This window comes from Desulfobacter vibrioformis DSM 8776, from assembly GCF_000745975.1.
In the GTDB taxonomy this organism is placed as follows: Bacteria; Desulfobacterota; Desulfobacteria; order Desulfobacterales; family Desulfobacteraceae; genus Desulfobacter; species Desulfobacter vibrioformis.
In genome coordinates, this window is the sequence record NZ_JQKJ01000003.1 from 161,718 (window position 1) to 179,504 (window position 17,787).

The 17,787-nt window shown below is 48.6% G+C and carries 14 protein-coding genes; 8 read left to right on the top strand and 6 right to left on the bottom strand.

What is annotated here, in order from left to right; translation table 11 throughout:
* The first annotated feature begins 36 nt into the window (after positions 1 to 36).
* Positions 37 to 909 (top strand): class I SAM-dependent methyltransferase, encoded by an 873-nt coding sequence (locus tag Q366_RS04015; RefSeq protein WP_035236529.1) that lies wholly within the window; start codon positions 37 to 39, stop codon positions 907 to 909.
* 173 nt (positions 910 to 1,082) lie between these two features.
* Here Q366_RS04015 and serA read toward each other — a convergent pair whose 3' ends face one another.
* The 5 genes from serA to Q366_RS04040 all read right to left on the bottom strand — a co-directional run bounded on the left by serA (position 1,083) and on the right by Q366_RS04040 (position 6,155).
* A complete protein-coding gene (gene serA / locus Q366_RS04020; RefSeq protein WP_035236530.1) occupies positions 1,083 to 2,666 on the bottom strand; it encodes a phosphoglycerate dehydrogenase in 1,584 nt (527 codons plus the stop codon).
* Positions 2,666 to 3,754: a 3-phosphoserine/phosphohydroxythreonine transaminase gene (gene serC, locus Q366_RS04025; protein ID WP_035236531.1), complete on the bottom strand. Its 1,089-nt coding sequence runs from the start codon at positions 3,752 to 3,754 to the stop codon at positions 2,666 to 2,668. The genes serA and serC overlap by 1 nt, the downstream gene beginning before the upstream one ends.
* Positions 3,755 to 4,011: 257 nt before the next feature.
* The gene (locus tag Q366_RS04030; RefSeq protein WP_035236532.1) at positions 4,012 to 5,139 is read right to left on the bottom strand and encodes a sodium ion-translocating decarboxylase subunit beta; all 1,128 of its coding nucleotides are present in this window, start codon (positions 5,137 to 5,139) and stop codon (positions 4,012 to 4,014) included.
* Positions 5,140 to 5,209: 70 nt separating this feature from the next.
* The gene (locus Q366_RS04035; protein WP_035236533.1) at positions 5,210 to 5,674 is read right to left on the bottom strand and encodes an OadG family protein; all 465 of its coding nucleotides are present in this window, start codon (positions 5,672 to 5,674) and stop codon (positions 5,210 to 5,212) included.
* A gap of 40 nt (positions 5,675 to 5,714) precedes the next feature.
* Entirely contained in the window at positions 5,715 to 6,155 is a 441-nt protein-coding gene (locus tag Q366_RS04040) for a Crp/Fnr family transcriptional regulator (protein ID WP_035236534.1), read from the bottom strand.
* 234 nt (positions 6,156 to 6,389) lie between these two features.
* On the opposite strand from Q366_RS04040, the gene Q366_RS04045 reads away from it, so the two are divergent.
* Positions 6,390 to 6,884 carry a glutathione peroxidase gene (locus tag Q366_RS04045; RefSeq protein ID WP_035236535.1) on the top strand — a complete coding sequence of 165 codons (495 nt, stop codon included), beginning with the start codon at positions 6,390 to 6,392 and terminating at the stop codon, positions 6,882 to 6,884.
* Here the strand turns inward: Q366_RS04045 and Q366_RS04050 are convergent.
* Complete coding sequence (locus Q366_RS04050) at positions 6,858 to 7,583, bottom strand: ATP-binding protein (protein WP_035236536.1); 726 nt, start codon at positions 7,581 to 7,583, stop codon at positions 6,858 to 6,860. The two genes, Q366_RS04045 and Q366_RS04050, sit on opposite strands and share 27 nt — an antisense overlap.
* 194 nt (positions 7,584 to 7,777) lie before the next feature.
* Between Q366_RS04050 and Q366_RS04055 the strand changes: the two genes are divergently transcribed.
* From Q366_RS04055 to Q366_RS04080, 6 genes are all read left to right on the top strand, one after another.
* Positions 7,778 to 8,473, top strand: a complete 696-nt coding sequence (locus Q366_RS04055) for a Crp/Fnr family transcriptional regulator (protein ID WP_035236537.1) — start codon at positions 7,778 to 7,780, stop codon at positions 8,471 to 8,473.
* A 15-nt stretch (positions 8,474 to 8,488) separates the two neighbouring features.
* On the top strand, positions 8,489 to 8,917 hold the full coding sequence (locus Q366_RS04060; RefSeq protein WP_035236538.1) for an arsenate reductase ArsC: 429 nt from the start codon (positions 8,489 to 8,491) through the stop codon (positions 8,915 to 8,917).
* Complete coding sequence (locus tag Q366_RS04065; RefSeq protein WP_035236539.1) at positions 8,914 to 9,411, top strand: SixA phosphatase family protein; 498 nt, start codon at positions 8,914 to 8,916, stop codon at positions 9,409 to 9,411. Before Q366_RS04060 ends, Q366_RS04065 begins: the two co-directional genes overlap by 4 nt.
* Positions 9,411 to 14,654 carry a RecQ family ATP-dependent DNA helicase gene (locus tag Q366_RS04070; RefSeq protein ID WP_035236540.1) on the top strand — a complete coding sequence of 1,748 codons (5,244 nt, stop codon included), beginning with the start codon at positions 9,411 to 9,413 and terminating at the stop codon, positions 14,652 to 14,654. The genes Q366_RS04065 and Q366_RS04070 overlap by 1 nt, the downstream gene beginning before the upstream one ends.
* Before the next feature lie 423 nt (positions 14,655 to 15,077).
* Positions 15,078 to 16,859, top strand: a complete 1,782-nt coding sequence (locus tag Q366_RS04075) for a methyl-accepting chemotaxis protein (protein ID WP_035236541.1) — start codon at positions 15,078 to 15,080, stop codon at positions 16,857 to 16,859.
* Between the two features lie 66 nt (positions 16,860 to 16,925).
* Positions 16,926 to 17,690, top strand: a complete 765-nt coding sequence (locus tag Q366_RS04080) for a substrate-binding domain-containing protein (protein WP_051957810.1) — start codon at positions 16,926 to 16,928, stop codon at positions 17,688 to 17,690.
* The last annotated feature ends 97 nt before the right edge of the window (positions 17,691 to 17,787 follow it).

The window sequence follows — 17,787 nt, forward strand, 5'->3', positions numbered from 1 at the left end:
ACGGCCATTCCCATAAACGATGAAGGAGATCCCAACATGAATTTATTTCCGTTAACGAACCCAAGCGTCTGGAAAAATCTATGGCTTAACGCATTAAAAAATGATCCTGAAAAAAAGAGCGGCACAGATCATATTCAAATTCAAAAATGGGACCAACGCGCCCAGACCTTCGATAAACAGACCACCACACCGGAGGCGGTTTCCCGAAAAGAAGGCATCTTATCCATGCTCAGGGAAGCCGGCGCACTTCAAGCTGGAAGCCGTGTTCTGGATATTGGTGCCGGATCGGGAAACTGGGCCATTCCCATGGCGGAAATGGGGGCAAAAGTGGTCGCACTGGAACCTTCCGGCGGCATGGTTGACATACTCAAGAAGAAAATGTCCGCCAAGGGTATCGGCCCGGATCAAATCCGCATCAGTCAGCAGACATGGCAGGATGTGGATGTGGAAAAAGAGGGGCTGGCCAGCCAATTCGACTTGGTCTTTGCCTCCATGAGCCCTGGCGTTTGCGATCCCGGGACATTGGAAAAAGTGATGCAGGCCTCCCGAAACTTCTGCTACCTGAGCACCTTTTCCGGCGGTGGCTGGCGCAGTTGCTACAACGATCTGTGGCAGCACATCACCGGCCAGGCGCTTGAATCCACGTCATGGGATTTCATCTACCCCTTCACCTATGTTTACGCCCTGGGATATCGTCCCCAGACCGATTTCAAGGTCTGGTCCCATGACCGCAAAGAGACCATTGATGAAGCTGTTGAAAATATTATCTTTTTTATCCAGGGCATGACAGAAGTCACGCCGGAAATCCGCCAAAAATTGAAAGACCATATAACCCGCCAGGCCGTTGACGGGATTTTTCATCAGAAACAGACTGTTTGCCAGGGCGTGATGCTGTGGCAGGTCGCGTGACGACAAGGGCTGCCGCGTTCATATTAACCACAGAACACACGGAAATCACAGAATTCTATTTTCAGTGTCTTCTGTGATTTCCGTGGTTAAACTTTTTCATATAAAAAAAATTGCGGCAGATGATCTGACATCATCTGCCGCAACATAAACCTTACAGTCTTTAGTTCAGATCACTAAAGCTCAAAGGTGGTCATGCTGACCACCAGTTCAAGGTCTTCAATTTCCTTTACCACATCAGGCGGTACCGGGGTCTCGGTTCTTAAAAATATAATATTTCTATCTCCGTCATCCTCACGGCCCACCATCATTCTGGCAATGTTGATGTTGTGCTCGCCTAATTTCTGGCCGATGGAACCGATGGAACCGGGTTTGTCCACATTGTGGATTATACCCAGATGGCCCTCGGGAATAACCTCTAAACGGAATTTATTGATTCTTACGATCCGGGCATCATCCTTTCCAAAGATGGTGCCTTCCAGGATATTGGTCTGGGTGTCCGTAACCACGATCATCCGGACCAGGTTCAGGAAGTTGCCTGCCTCCTGGGCCGTGGATTCGGTAATTTTGATCCCCATCTCATTGGCCAGGGAAATGGCATTTACCGAATTGACTTCATCCCTGACATATTCATTGAGCAGACCCTTGATTCCGTTAATGGTCAGGGGCTTGAGATCAAGGTCCGGAAATTTACCAATGTATTCGATGTTGACTTCGCGAACACCTCCCTTGGTAATCTGGGCCTGCATTTTTCCCATTTTTTCCACCAGGTAAAGAAAGGGTTTAAGCTGCCTTAAGACCTCTCCGGTCACCGACGGTACATTCACGGCATTGATCACGGTGTCGTGCAGCAGATAGGCAATAATCTGGTTGGCAGCAGCCACGGAAACATTGGTCTGGGCCTCCTTGGTGGATGCGCCTAAATGGGGAGTGGCAATGACCTGGTCCAGCAGGAGCAGCGGATGGTCTCCGCCCGGGGGCTCGGTGGAGAATACATCAAGGGCCGCGCCAGCCACTTTTCCTGACTGGATGGCCTCATGCAGGGCTGCTTCATTGACAATGCCGCCCCTGGCACAATTGATGACCATAACGCCTGTCTTCATCTTTTCAAAGGCCTGGGCGTCCAGTAAATCAATGGTGGCATCCATTTTGGGAACATGGATGGTGATATAATCCGACCGGGCATAGAGTTCATCTAAACTCACATATTCAAAACCGGCCTTTTCAATATGTTCCGAAGAGATATTGGGATCGTACACAATGACGTTCATACGCATCCCCTTGGCAAGTCCGGCAACAATGGAGCCGATATTTCCGAACCCCACGACACCCAAGGTCTTATTGAAAATTTCCCGGCCCTGGAGCAATTTTTTATCCCAGCGCCCGGCTTTCAGGGATGCAGTTCCCCTGGGAATATTCCGGGTCAAGGCCATCATCATGGCCATGGCATGCTCGGCTGTGGTCACGGTGTTGCCGCCGGGGGTGTTCATGACGGCAACCCCTTTTTTGGTGGCCGCATCAATATCCACATTATCCAGACCAATGCCGGCCCGGGCAATAACCTTGAGGTTGCCTGCCGCTTCAAGCAGGTCCGCGGTCACCTTGGTGGAACTTCTGATGGCCAGGGCATCGTATTGCCCGATAATTTTTTTAAGTTCTTCGGGTGAAAGCCCGGTATTGACATCGACATCTATACCTTCCTGATTTCTGAAAATATTAATGCCGGCTTCATCCATTTTATCACTGATCAGAACCTTCATTATTTGGCCTCCTTTTGAAACGCATCCATGAATTGCACCAGGGCTTTGATACCCTCCATGGTGGTGGCATTATAAATGGATGCCCTGCATCCGCCCACGGATCTGTGCCCCTTGAGACCGCCAAGGCCTTTGGCCGTTGCCTCTTTGATAAATTTTTGTTCAAGTTCCTCACTGGGCAGGCGGAAGGTTACGTTCATCAGGGACCTTGAGCCCTGTGCGGCGGTGGCCCGGTAAAAATTGCTTGCCTCCATAAAATCGTACAAAAGGCCTGCTTTCTCTTTATTAAAAGCTTCCATCTTTTCAAGGCCGCCCATCTCTTCTTCGATCCATTTGAGCACCAGGTCAATGGTATATATGCCGAAGCAGGGCGGGGTATTGTACATGGAATTCTTTTCTGCATAGGTGGAATATTTGAGCATGGAAGGCAGATCCGAATTGGCTGTTTCCAGCAGGTCCTTGCGCAAAATCACCACGCAGGTACCGGAGGGCCCTAAATTTTTCTGGGCGCCGGCGTAGATCATGCCGAATTTTTCCATGGGAAGGGGACGTGAAAAAATATCGGATGACATATCCGCAATAATAGGAACCCCACCGGTGTCGGGGAAGTCGGCAAACTGGGTTCCCTTAATGGTGTTGTTGGAGGTGATGTGGACATATTTTGCATCTTTGCTGAAGGGAATATTTCCAGGGATATATGAAAAGTCCTTGTCCTCGGAAGAGGCCACAACCACATGTTTTTTGTTTTGAATTTTTGCCTCTTTAATGGCTTTGGTGGACCAGGTTCCGGTGTTGACATAGTCGGCACTTTGATCCCCGGAAAGAAAATTCATGGGAATCATGGCAAACTGTAAAGATGCCCCGCCCTGGATAAAAAGGACATGGTATTGGTCATCCAGGCCTAAAAGACGCTTGGCCCGCGCCACGGCATCATTGATCACATCATCAAAATAAGAAGATCTGTGGCTGATTTCTGTAATGGACATGCCTGAATTGCCAAAATTCAGGAAAGAGGCCTGAATTTCTTCAAGAACCGGCAGAGGCAGCGCCGCAGGTCCGGCATTGAAATTGTAAATTCTTTGGTCTGTCATTTTTTACCTTTCTTTTAGTGGTTATCTTTATTCTCATTGTCCTTATATGTTTCATTGCCTCACAACCCAAGGCAATTTGATACCAAACCCTTTCATTAACGCCGTCGCAGATGAAAATCAATAGGTGAACCGCCTTCATGCGATAAAAATACGGGGCTAATCCCGAACCAACCCGAAAAGGTGAAAATCAAGACAATATTTAGACCGCGATAGATTAACTCAAAAAATACGTGAACATTTTTTAAATTGCCATGCCCCTAAAGCATCAAACTCCAAAGTACGCCTGCGGCAATGGCCGAGCCGATAACGCCGGAAACATTAGGGGCCATGGCATGCATGAGCAGAAAATTGGTGGGGTCTTCCCGCTGGCCCACAATGTGTACCACCCGGGCAGAGTCCGGTACAGCCGAAACACCGGCAGCACCCAGCAGGGGGTTGATCTTCTTTTTCAAAAACAGGTTCATGAACTTGGCAAACAATAGCCCGCTTGCCGTTGCAATGCCAAAGGAGAGCGCGCCCAAGATAAAAATTTTCACGGAGCTATGGGTAAGAAAGACATCTCCCTGGGTGGATGCGCCCACGGTAATGCCCAAAAGGATGGTGGCAATATCAATCAATGCAGTGCGTGCTGTCACAGCCAGACGCTCTGTAACCACAGCCTCTTTAAGGAGATTGCCAAAACACAGCATCCCCAAAAGCGGCAGGGCTGCAGGCGCCAGGAAACAGCAGAGTAAAAAGACGATCACCGGGAATATCATTTTTTCGCGTTTGGTGACCTGGCGCGGCTCTTCCATGTGGATAAGCCGTTCCTTGCGCGTGGTTAACAGTTTCATAATGGGCGGCTGGATTACCGGCACAAGGGCCATGTAACTGTAAGCCGCAACAGCGATAGGTCCGATAAGATGCGGAGCCAGCTTGGCAGTCAGAAAAATGGCTGTGGGGCCGTCTGCCCCGCCGATAATCCCGATGGCGGCTGCCTCCTTAGGCAGAAACCCTAAAGCCAGTGCTCCCAGAAAAGTGATAAAGATGCCTGCCTGGGCCGCAGCGCCCAAAAGCATGAGCACCGGTCGTGCCAGGAGCGTTGAAAAGTCAGTCATGGCGCCGATGCCAAGGAATATCAAAGGCGGATAAATGCCCTGGGTTACCCCGAAATACAGGTAGTGCAGAACGGAATTATTTTCATAAATGCCAAGCCCCAGCCCCTTGAAAATAGGAATATTCCCCACGAGCATGCCAAATCCGATGGGAACCAGCAGCAGCGGCTCATAATCCTTTGCAATACCCAGATATATAAAAATCATGCCAACGATGATCATGATAATATTTCGGTAGTCGCACAGATAAAACCCGGTATTCTGAAAAAACTCTAAAAATAAAGCATCCATTGATTTTTATTTCTTTCAATTTCCCATGGGGATCAAGTAGTTAACTATCAGTTATTAATAAAATATCAAATCAAGAAATGGTACGGATGAATATATCCTCATCCCATCTGAAATACCCCTGTTCATCAGCACATAAAATGCCGGATTTAATCAGGAGATTCATGTTTGCATGGGGATCATTAAGGCCGGAAAGCTCGGCCATGCGCAGCAGCTTTGGCAAAGAAATCACATCATCCATGGTCTGGGCCAAAAGATTATACTGCCGGCACACCTGTTTTTGAGCCTCGGTGAGGTCCAGGTGCGCTTTAGGGGTACCTGCCCTGGCAACAGATTCAGATCTTGACACGAACAGTTTTTTTATTTTCCCTGGATTATCATACAGGGCCACCAGCTTATGAATCTGGGAGATCAGGACGGACAGGGCGACAAGCCCTGTGAACACAATCGTGATGCCCACAACTGAAATGGCCCACCCGTTGTTGGCGTTTATGGCCTCAAGTCCATAAAGAACGCTGGCAGCGTCAACTCCATTCAAGACACACCTCGTTTTTTTTATTATTATTTTTTATTAATTCTTAAACAACGCCTGTTTCGGCAGGATCTGAACAAAAAGGGGCTTTTTCCGCATAGAATTGCTGCCATCCATCCATAATTGTGGCTGCCACCGGAGAGTCATGGCCAATCAGATCAAGGATATTCAGGCAGGGCACAACCCAGACAACCCCTTTTTCCAGTACTGTAATTGTGGCCGTATTTGTACCCTTCAGGCTCACCATTGACAGACCTGCAAAATCCCCCGGCCTATTGAGTACCACCGCCCTCCCCGCTTCCAGGGCAACAAGCAGGGCACCTTCTTCTACAAGGAAGAAAAACTGGGCGCAATGACCTGCCTGGGCCAGAATTTCACCAGGCATAACCGTCCACCTTGAAAACAGCGGGACAAGACTGTCAATATCCCGGGCATCGAGCCCATTAAAGATGATAGATTCTGATAAGCATGCTGCAGAGCTGTCCATATGCCTCCTTAACTTGTCATTGGAGTTTGAAGCAAGCTTCCTTTGAAAAGAAGTATTCAAGCATATTTTATAAATTCTGTCGAGCGCAAAAAGATCTGACCCAGAACAATCACGTATAAAAAATAAGGTCTATTCGCCTTGCATCTGAGCAGGTTTGTGAGCTAATCTCCTCGAACGAAGCGGTTCAAAAACGCTTTTCCGTTCAGGCACTATTTATTAAGGAGACGTACCGGTATGACGATTTATGATATCTCTCTGGAAACACTTCAGGGTAAAACCATCTCAATGGCTGATTTTAAAGGAAAGATCTTATTGGTGGTAAACACGGCAAGCAAGTGCGGGTTTACGCCGCAGTTTACAGGACTTCAGAAATTGTATGAAACCTATCGTGACCAGGGATTTGTTGTCCTTGGTTTTCCATGTAACCAGTTCGCCAACCAGGAACCGGGAACGCAACATGATATTCTGCAGGTATGCGCCGTTAATTACGGCGTCACCTTTCCCATGTTCCAAAAAGTGGCGGTGAATGGCAAAGACGCCCATCCGTTATTCCGGTTTTTAAAAGAACAAAAATCCGGGCTGGGCGGAAAAACCATAAAATGGAACTTTACCAAATTTCTCATTGATCCTGATGGCCGGGCGGTGAAACGGTATGCACCGGTCACCGCACCTGAAAAAATCGAAAAAGATATCCGCCAGCTTTTAGGGCAAAGGCCGGCCCGAGGTTGAAATGGTTACCCGTTGAACAGGAATGTGTTCACCGGATTTTTCCATGGCGCGATCAACGATCCATTTCATTTTTGAACAGCAGGGAACTTCCATGACCATCATGGTGATGCCCTGGATATGATTCCGGGTAAAAATATCTGCAAGTTTGTCAATATAAAGATCTGCATCATCAAATTTGGGGCAGCCAAGCATGACAATCCTGCCTTTCAGATAATCTGAATGGAACGAAGGTGCGGCAACGGGAACGCAGTCTGCTGTGATCAGCAGGGTTGCATCCTTCAAAAAGGGAGCTGTGGCAGGAATCAGCCGAAGCTGTACCGGCCAGTGCCCCAGGGCTGAAGGTCCAATGGTTCCGGCCGTCGGCCTCCCCATATCCGGAACCGGGGACATGGGAAATGTTGTGACCTGCCGTGACGGGCACCCCCTGGGATCAGGGGTGCCGACAGTTGATTTTTTCGCATCAAGCCGTGCATGTACAGCTTGTTCATTATATTCGTCTGCCCGGCGCTCAATGAGTTTAAGCGCGCCCCGGGGACAATCGCCAAGACAGGCCCCAAGTCCGTCACAGTATTGATCACCAATGACCTTTGCCTTGCCGCCAATGATCTGAATGGCCCCTTCGGCACAGGAGGGCACGCAATGACCGCAGCCATCGCACTTTTCCCGGTCTATCTCTATAATCTTACGGATAACTTGCATGGGCTGTATCCTTCATAGTTAAAATTTAAATTGAGTTTACATCCGGCTTGAAGTTACTATAGACAAAAAAAGAAAACCTTGATCTGGATCAATCCGTTGCATTTTGATTATTTTTTTTGCCGTTATCCAGATCACCCAAACAACCCCGTACTGGGATACAGCACCGGAGACCGAAAATCGAAAAGTATCTGCATATGATCCCCCTTTTTTCAGGGCTGACACAAGACCAGCGAAAACCCCTTGCCGCGTTGTCCAGTGAATTGACTGTAAACAAAGGAGAGCTGATCTTTCAGGAAGGTGACAGGGGTCAAGGGTTTTATATTGTAGGGGCAGGCAAAATTAAAGTGTTTAAAATGTCCTTTGAAGGAAAGGAGCAGATCCTGCATATTTACGGTCCAGGCCATATATTTGGCGAAGTCCCGGTGTTCCAGGGGAAAAGTTTTCCTGCCTCAGCCATGGCCCTGGAACCGTCAACCATTCTCTTTCTGCCCAGACAGGCCTTTATCCGGCAGATTGAAACGTCTCCCTCCCTTGCCATGAACATGCTGGCAGACCTGTCCAGGCGCTTAAGGGAATTTACGGTTCAGATTGAAAATTTAAGCCTGAAAGAAGTGCCTGCCAGACTGGCCGCTTATATTCTGACCCTGGCACAGGAAGAGGCGGGGCATTCACAGATAAGCGCATTGCAAAAAGACGGCCCGCCGGCAGCCACGGTGTCGTTGCCTGTCTCCAAGATTCAACTGGCAAGCCTCATCGGCACAACCCCTGAAACCGTTTCCCGCGCATTTAAAAAAATGGACCAGGCCGGGTTTATTAAAACGGAAGGGAAAAAAATTTTGATTTTAGACCATGGGGGCCTGGAAGAGTTATCCCATACCGGCCGCATTTAGAGAGGATTTATTAAAATGAAAAAAAAAGTGTTGTTTGTGTGTGTTCACAATTCTGCCAGAAGCCAGATGGCAGAAGCCTATTTAAAAAAAGCCAGCCCCGAGGCGTATGAGGTATTCAGCGCCGGCCTTGAACCAGGCAATCTGAACGCGGTTGTGGTTGAGGCAATGAAGCAGGATGGAATCGATATTTCAGGCAACCGGACAAAATCGGTCAATGAATTTCTGGATGCCGGTGTGGAATTTGATCATGTGATTACCGTTTGCGATGAATCATCGGCTGAACAGTGCCCGGTTTTTCCCGGCAAGGGGAACCGGATGCACTGGGCGTTTGAAGACCCCTCCGGTCTTGACGGTTCCTTTGATGAAAAACTGGTACGGGTAAAGCAGATCCGGGATCAGATCAAAGCAAAGGTCACGGACTGGAATACTTGCGTTAAGCCATGAAAACACTTCACCTTATCCGCCATGCCAAGTCCAGCTGGAAGGACGAAAACCTTGCCGATATTGACAGGCCCCTGGCCCCAAGGGGCATCCGGGCATGCGCTGCAATGGCGCCTGAAATTGCAAAATCAGGCTGTGATTTCTCCAATGTTTTCACAAGCCCTGCGGCCCGGGCCAGGGAAACCATTGAAAGGATTTCCGGCCATCTCAAAGGGTTCTCTTTTACCTGGACCGTGGCAGAAAAACTATACACCTTCAACGCCCGCGACCTGTTGGCGTTTTGCCGGGATGATCTGCCCGCAAATATTGACCAGGCGGTTATTGTGGGTCATAACCCGGCGTTTCATGATTTTTGCAGCCAGATGGGAGACACCTCCCTGGAAAAGCTGCCCACCTGCGCCTATGCCCGGCTGGAACTGGACGCGGATGCCTGGGGCTTTATCGGCCCGGCCAGGTTGCGGCTCACTGAATTTTTAACCCCAAAGATGTTCCGGTGATGGAGATCGTCCAGGATTGTAACCAAGATAGTGCCCGGGAATCGGACAGGATTCCGGAACTTGCACCCGGAAACCTGCCTTCGGCCCTGCCCATTGACCTGAAGAATGACCTGAAGAATGATCTGTCCAATCCCCTGGTCATTGATTTTGAAGCCACACCCGATGGCGCGGTGTTTCACATCGCTGCCGTATTTAACGGCCAGATTTTCAATGAAGAGAAGATTTCAAATCCGGCCCCGGCACTCAAACGGCTTTCCCAGTTTGCACAAGGTGCAACACATATCCTCGGGCACAATATTATCAAGCATGACCTGGCCCTGGCCCGGGACCATTGCCCGGATGCCGGAATCCTCTCTTTGATCCCCATAGATACACTGATTCTCTCTCCTTTAGCCTTTCCGGAAAACCCCTATCACCGGCTCATCAAAGGATACAAACTTCTGAGCGCATCAAGGAATAATCCTGTGGCCGATGCAACGCTTTCCATGGTGCTGTTTGAAGATCAAGTGGCAGCGTTTCTTCTTTTAAAAAAGACCGGCCCCGGGCTCATTGCTTTTTTTGCCTGGGCCTTTGATTTGCCAACAGGACAGTTTCAGGGAATCAGTCAGCTTTTTAAAACCCTTGGCAACGAAAAACCCGATGAGAGCCACGCCCGGGACCTGTTTTTAAATTTGTGCCAAGACCGGGGCTGTGCAGCGGCGGCCCGGGAAATCTGGGAAGAAATCGGTCAGGCCCCGCACAGGAAACCGGAACTTGCCTACCTGGTTTCCTGGCTCCGGGTGGCTGGCGGCAACTCCGTTCTTCCCGGCTGGGTCCTCCACGAGTTTGACGGCATTGCAGATCTGGTTTTAAGGCTTCGGATGGCCTGCGGGAATGACGCCTGTCCCTTTTGCATGGCGCACAACAATCCGGAACGGCTTTTAAATAAATATTTTGGGTTCACCGCGTACCGGACCATGCCCGACGGCCGGATGCTCCAGCGGGAAATCGTTTCCGCGTCCCTTTCCGGCCGCCACCACCTGGCCATCCTGCCCACGGGCGGCGGCAAATCCATCTGCTACCAGATCCCGGCCCTTCACCGGTATGAACGCACAGGGGCGCTCACCATCGTCATTTCACCGCTCAAAGCCCTGATGAAGGACCAGGTGGACAACCTCAATCATGCCACCGGCACCCAGGCAGCAGCAGCCATCAACGGCAGCCTGACCCTTCCCGAACGGGGTGCCGTGGTGGAGAAGGTGCGGTTAGGCGATATCGGGCTTTTGTACATCTCTCCTGAACAACTGCGGAATAAAAGCGTGGTGGAACTGATCGCCTCCCGCCAGGTGGGCTGCTGGATCTTTGACGAAGCCCACTGCCTGTCAAAATGGGGACATGATTTCAGGCCCGACTACCTGCACGTGGCAGATCTCATTGCCGGACACAAAAACCGGCCAGGCCCAATACCGGTGATCGGTGCGTTCACGGCCACGGCCAAAAAAGATGTCAAAGAAGAAATCCGCCAGCATTTTAATGAGAAACTCGGTCTTGATCTGGACAGCTTTGAGGGGGGCGTAGACCGGGAAAATCTTCACTTTTACGTCTATCCTGTCACCGCCGCTGAAAAATACGATGTCATTGCCCGCACCCTTCACGAAAATCTGTCGGAAACAAAGGGCAGTGCCATTGTCTATTGCGCATCCCGGAAAGGCACGGAAAGCTTAAGCCAATTTCTCAACGAGCGCGGCATTGTATGCCAGGCCTTTCATGCAGGCCGAAACGAACCGGACAAGCGCAACATCCAGGAAGATTTTATCTCAGGCACCATCCCTGTGATCTGCGCCACCAACGCCTTTGGCATGGGCATCGACAAAAAGGATATCCGGCTGGTCATCCATGCGGATATCCCGGGTTCCCTTGAAAACTATCTCCAGGAAGCCGGCAGGGCCGGACGGGACCAGGACCTTGCCGACTGCATCCTGCTTTATGAACAGGATGACATTGACAGCCAGTTCTCCTTGAATGCTTATTCAAAGCTCTCTTTGCAGGATATCAAAAAAATTCTCAAGGTGTTAAAGGACCGGGGCAAAAAACATCCCGAAATCGTGATCACCCCGGCTGAGATCCTTCGCCTGGCAGGATATGAGCATATGGGCGGCGATGATCAAAGGGCCAGGATTGCCGTGGCCTGGCTGGAGAGACGGGGGTTTATCCGGCGTGATTTCAACCGCACCCTGTTTTTCAAGGGCGTGCCTTTGGTGAAAAGCCTGGATGAGGCGGAAAAGAAACTTGAAACCTTGAACCTGTCCCGGACCGTTCATTCGGTATATATGACGCTGTTGCAGACCCTTTTTAACGAAGATAAAAACGCCCTGATCTCGGCGGACATGCTGTGCGAGGCGCTCAGCGCCATTGAAAACCTGCCGGATAAGTACCTGGACCCGCGCACCATCATGCATGAGCTGTCCAATATGGCCAATGCAGGGCTCCTCCGGGAAGGTTCGGTGATGACCGCCTTTATCCGGCCCAAGGGCCGGAACAGCGCCGGGGACCTGTTAACGCTTTTTTCCCGCATGGAAAAGACCATGGCCGACCTCATGGCAGAGCTTTCCCCGGACTCCAGTGCGGACAAAGCCGACCTGATCAACCTGCGGCGGGTTGCCCAGCGTCTCAAGGACAAGGGCTTTCAAACCGCCACCACAGACATCTGCACCACCTTGCTGCACATCATGGCTGCGGACCAGGGGGAGTCCGGGGGCAAAAGCCTGAAAATCGCCGGGAAAAAAGGCGCAGAACAGCAGCGGGTCTTTGTCAATGTGCCCTGGCAGATTTTAAAGGAGCGCATGGACCTGCGCCACAGGTGCGCCCAAGTCTGTATTGACGCCATCATCAAAAATCTTGAACCGGAACTTAAAGCCGCCCAGAAAGAGATCCTGGGGCAGTTTTTCCTTTCTGACATCATCCAGGCCATGACCCAGGATATTTTTCTGTCCGGGTTCAAGGGAAACAGCACCAGGCTGGTGGAAAAAAGCCTGCTGTTTCTGCACGACACAAAGGTGATCACCCTTCAAAACGGTCTGGGGGTATTCCGCCAGGCATTTACCCTGGCCATGGAAGAGGCGGCCCTGCCCCGGCACTATACCCGGGGGGATTACGAGCCCTTGTCCCAGCACTATGAGCAGAAAAATGTCCAGGTGCATGTGATGGAAAAATATGCCCAGTTCGGCATGGAAAAAATCCGAAACGCCCTGGATTTTGTCCGGGACTATTTTCAACACTCCCACGATAAATTCATCCGCCAGTACTTTCCCGGCCAGAAGAAAATCATCACCACGGCCATGACAGCCAAAGCCTATGCAGATATCATCCAAAGCCTTGGCAATAAGGTACAGGAAGCCATTGTAGCCGCCCCGGAAAACAGGAACCTGCTGGTGCTGGCAGGCCCTGGCTCGGGAAAGACCCGAACCATCGTCCACCGGTGTGCCTGGCTGATCAAGGCACGCTCAATCAACCCGGAAAGTATCCTTGTCCTGTGCTTCAACCACGGCACCATGATCGAACTTCGGGCCAGAATCAAAGCCTTGACCGGAAAACAAAGCGCCCAAGTGACGGCCATGACCTTCCACGGTCTTGCCATGCGCATCACGGGCCGCTGCCTGCTGGACCCATATAATGGTCAAAACCAAAACCGGGAGATTAATTTCAACCTGGTGATTGACGAAGCTGTTGAGATTCTTGAAGGCAAAATGGAGATCCCGGGTGTGGATACGGATCAGGCCCGGCAGTACCTGCTGGCCCGGTACCGTTATATTCTGGTGGATGAGTACCAGGACATAGACGCACGCCAGTACCGGTTTATTACGGCACTCACCGGCCGGCTGGCATCCAGTGAAGATGCAAAAATCGCCATCATGGCCGTGGGGGATGATGACCAGAGCATTTACGGATTCAGGGATGCCAACGTCAAATTCATCCACCAGTTCAAGGAAGATTACAAGGCCCAGGAATTTTATCTCACCGAAAACTATCGCTGCCCCCACCCGGTCATTGAAACAGCCAATGACCTGATTGCCAGAAACCGGCAGCGCATGAAAACCCAATCCCGGTGCCGGATCAATGACAAGCGAAAACACCTGGCCCTGGCCCATGACAAAACGCCTGAAAAAGAGCGGGTGACTATGGTCTGCTGCCGGGACATCCAAAGCCAGGCCGTATATACCGCCGCCTGTATTAAAAAACTTCTGGACCAGGAAGGCGCAACCGTCAAAGACATTGCCGTGATCTGCCGCCAGGGCATTGAATATCCCGCCCTTGTGGCCCTTCGCATGGCCCTGGCAAGGCTTGGGATTCCCATAAGTTACAGCCTTACGTCCAGCCCTGGGTTTCCGCTGTTCAGCATCCGGGAATTCCAGGAAACCCTGGATTTTTTAAATGAACACAAACATGAGAGTATGGCCCCGCAGTCCCTTAAAAAAACGGTTATGGATCTGTTTGAAAACAGGTCTCCATGGACCCGGCAGGTTTGCGGTATTTTAAATGATTTTTGTTCTGTCATCAGCGGCACAGAAATTTCGGTTGCCCAGGCAAGGGAGTTTTTCCTAGGTGCACTGATCGAGGAAAAACAGGCCCGTAAAACCGGCACAGGCGTTTTCATCGGAACGGTCCACAGCATCAAGGGTATGGAGTTTAAACATGTGCTTATCCTGGACCACGGCTGGAAAGGGAAAGATAAAGAGATAGAAGAGGAGCGCCGCCTTTACTACGTCGGCATGACCCGGGCCATGAAACACCTGACGCTTTTTGCCATTCAGGATTCCGGCAACCCGCATACAGCCGTTCTGGCCCGCCACCCTTTTGTCTGCTGCAGGCAAGGGCCCAATGCGGTAATAACCGGCTTTTCAAAAGATCTGACCATCTCAATCCTTGGCATGGAAGATCTGTACATCTCTTTTCCCCAACGGTTTTCCCAGAACCATTCCATCCATGAACACCTGGCTGCCCTTAAAACAGGTGACCGTATCTTTCTGGAAAGAGACGGTGCCTATATCCGCATCCTCAACCCGGACCGCCAATGGGTGGGACGCCTGTCCCGGAAAGGCGCTGAAAAATGGAAACACCGCCTGCCCGGCATCATCAATGCCCAGGTGTTAGGTGTGGTGCGCCGCAATGCCGATGAAAAGGATTCTTCGTTGAAAACCAAAAACAACATTGTACAGTGGTATCTGCCCATTGTGGAAATCCTTCACAGGACTTGTCACCCTTAACGCAATCCCTGACAAACCCAGCACCCGGGGAGCTGATTTTGCAGAAATGGCCTGGTAATGTAAAAATACAATTAATCCCAAATATAAATTTAAATTTGAAATCACATAAAAAAAATGTTTAACTGCATAATATGTTGCAGGCCCTGATCATCGTTTGGTTTGGCCCAGCCTTCGGACAGCATTTAACTTAATGAAGTCAAGACGCTAAATTTACATAGCTTCTTCCCGGAATCAAACATACCGTTTGCAGTGTTGGGCGAAACGATAATCAGGGTCATATTGTAAAAAAGAGAAGCAGCATTCTCGTATAATTAAAAAGTATAGGAATTTTCATTCCTAATACCTAAAACTTAACAACCCGCCCCAGGGCGATAATTAAACCATAAAAAAAACAGACAAGCTTATCAAAAAGGGATTTTCATCATGGGTATTCGTGCGAAACTCAATTATAATTTACTGATCTTTTTATTTATTGCATTTTCCGGCCTTGTCATAATCGTTAACCGTGAAATCAAACAAAAAGATACGCATCTTACCAATGAAATTGTTGATGCTGTCATTAAAGAAGATGACCAGTTGGTAAATTCTCTTACAGAAAATTTTGAAACCATTGAAAAAAAACTTGAGCTGTCAACAGAAACCACCAAAAAAATCGTCACAGATCTCTATATCATATCGTATGGAACGCTCACAAAGTCGATAGCCAATCAAATCTTCCCCTATGTGGTTGATTTTGAAATAGAAAAAGCTCAAAAAAGCATTGAAACAATGTTAGCGGAAAATCCGGCTATTTCCTGGATACAATTTGCAACATCCGAGTCCCCTTCCGGGAATGAAAAGTACGATATGGGAAAACACCTCACCGGAGCCATGCAAAAGGAGTTTACCCATACCATCCAAGATGATTTTAATTATTTGAACGTCAAGCTTCAGGTTAACCTGGCAAGTATGGAAGCCATATCTAAAATCGAAACCATGTTCTCTGAAATCAATAAAAAAAATCATGCGGTGGTCTCTGACATAGCGGATCAACAGGCCCAGTCGATTAAGAGTATCAAAGAATTCTCATCTACACTTTCAATACAAGCACAAAAAAATTTAAATGTTAAATTAATTGCCATTATGGCTCTGACATTTATTATTGTCGCTGGTTTCATGTTTTTTGTGGCCAGTTCCATCATCAAGCCGATTTTGATCAGTGTACGATTTGCCGAACAAATTGCAAAAGGCGATTTTACGAAAACCATCCAGTTGGACAGAAAGGATGAGGTCGGAACACTCGTAATGTCTTTAAATAAAATGGTATCAAGTTTAAGTAAAATTTTTACCGAGTTGCAGGGGGAGGCGAAGCTGTTATCCAAATCTTCCCAAAATTTATCAAAAGTGTCTGACAATTTGTCTTCAGTTTCGAATAAAACCGATACCAATGCAAAAAGTGTTTATGATGCGGCCCAAACAATGAATACAAATATTAATGACATACAGCAAGCCGCTCAACTGGCTGCATCCAATGTTGAATTTATTGTTACGTCTACGGATGAAATGAATTCCATCATTGCAACATCTGTTAAAGCTTCAAATGATATGAGAGGAATAAGTTCTCATGCATCTGAAAAAGGACAGACCGTCTTACAGACAACAATTGCGCTGGGTGAAAGTGCAAAAAGCATCACAAAAATCACAGAAAGTATCACCGAAATCTCCGAAAGTACCAATCTACTTGCACTTAACGCCACAATTGAGGCAGCAAGGGCAGGAGAAGCAGGTAAAGGATTTGCTGTGGTTGCCACTGAGATCAAGGAACTTGCAAAAAAAACAACAGGGGCAACCATGGAGATTAAACAGCATGTGGGGGGAATTCAAAAAGCGTCTGAACAGGCCCTGGATGAAATTTCCGAAATCACCCGGCTGATAGGCAATATTGATCAGCGAGCTGACAGTGTTGCTGAGTCTATGGAAGTGCAATCGGAAAAAACAAAGGAAATCTCCGACAATATCTCCTCTGTATCTGTTGGGATCAAAGAAATAACAAACCGGATTTCGGAAAATGCCGTATTTTCAGACAATATAACCAATGAGAGTAAAATGTTGACCCAGGCATCAGCAATTACCTCTGAAGAGAGTTTAAATGTGAAGCAGAAAAGTGATGAATTAAATAAAATTGCATCTAAGCTGTTCAAAACCGTAGAGCGGTTTCAATTATAACAATTAGAACGGCGTTTTTAACTTTAACAGGATTATGACCGTTCCCAAAAACAGGAGGAAAACAAGATGATTAAAAAATTAACCTGCTCATTAATTGCTTTTTTCGTATTTCTGCCAACGCTTGTACTGGCTGACACACCGTGTAAGCTTGTTATTTATTGTGGAATTACTATGGTAAAACCCATGGTTGAAATTTCAGAAGCGTTTGAAAAAGACACCGGATGCCAAGTACAATTTGTGAAAGGGGGTTCCGGAAAGCTGCTGTCATTGCTTTTAGAACATAAAAACGGGGATCTGTTTTTACCTGGTTCAGACTCATATATTCAAAAATTGGAATCCGAGCACCCGGGGGCGATCGTTGATAAATCACAAGTAGGGTACAACCAGGCTGCGATTCTTGTAAAAAAAGGCAATCCCCAAAAAATACCTGCAGCGCTTTCCGCTTTGACCGATGACCGTTTTGCAGTAATAATCGGATCTGCTGAAAGGGGCAGTATTGGAAAAGAAACAAAAAAAATCCTCACAAACTATGGCAATTTTGACCAGGTTATGAAGAAGGCCACAATTACCCTGAATTCACAGAGCTTGGTGAATGCAATCAAAGCTGGCAAAGCCGATGTCAGCATTAATTGGTACGCCGTTTCCACATGGCAGGAAAATGCGGACCATGTGGATGGGTTGCGTATAGATGAAAAATTTGCCCACAAAAATAAGCTGATACTGGCGGTATTGGCAGACTCAAAAAATCCGGATCAAGCAAAGGCTTTTCTTGCCCTCGCTGCCTCTGAAAAGGGGCATGCCCTTTTTAAAAAATATGGTTTGGCTGACTGATCTGGATCCTTACGATAGACTTCCCCCCGAATGTTTCATTTATGGTATTTCAAGGCCCCATAAAACATTCGGGGGGAAAGATTTATAAGAAACTGTT

Coding starts and splice junctions, on each gene's coding strand:
- Q366_RS04015 (WP_035236529.1), top strand. CDS start 37: ATGAATTTATTTCCGTTAACGAACCCAAGCGTCTGGAAAAATCTATGG.
- serA (WP_035236530.1), bottom strand. CDS start 2,666: ATGAAGGTTCTGATCAGTGATAAAATGGATGAAGCCGGCATTAATATT.
- serC (WP_035236531.1), bottom strand. CDS start 3,754: ATGACAGACCAAAGAATTTACAATTTCAATGCCGGACCTGCGGCGCTG.
- Q366_RS04030 (WP_035236532.1), bottom strand. CDS start 5,139: ATGGATGCTTTATTTTTAGAGTTTTTTCAGAATACCGGGTTTTATCTG.
- Q366_RS04040 (WP_035236534.1), bottom strand. CDS start 6,155: ATGGACAGCTCTGCAGCATGCTTATCAGAATCTATCATCTTTAATGGG.
- Q366_RS04045 (WP_035236535.1), top strand. CDS start 6,390: ATGACGATTTATGATATCTCTCTGGAAACACTTCAGGGTAAAACCATC.
- Q366_RS04050 (WP_035236536.1), bottom strand. CDS start 7,583: ATGCAAGTTATCCGTAAGATTATAGAGATAGACCGGGAAAAGTGCGAT.
- Q366_RS04055 (WP_035236537.1), top strand. CDS start 7,778: ATGATCCCCCTTTTTTCAGGGCTGACACAAGACCAGCGAAAACCCCTT.
- Q366_RS04060 (WP_035236538.1), top strand. CDS start 8,489: ATGAAAAAAAAAGTGTTGTTTGTGTGTGTTCACAATTCTGCCAGAAGC.
- Q366_RS04065 (WP_035236539.1), top strand. CDS start 8,914: ATGAAAACACTTCACCTTATCCGCCATGCCAAGTCCAGCTGGAAGGAC.
- Q366_RS04070 (WP_035236540.1), top strand. CDS start 9,411: ATGGAGATCGTCCAGGATTGTAACCAAGATAGTGCCCGGGAATCGGAC.
- Q366_RS04075 (WP_035236541.1), top strand. CDS start 15,078: ATGGGTATTCGTGCGAAACTCAATTATAATTTACTGATCTTTTTATTT.
- Q366_RS04080 (WP_051957810.1), top strand. CDS start 16,926: ATGATTAAAAAATTAACCTGCTCATTAATTGCTTTTTTCGTATTTCTG.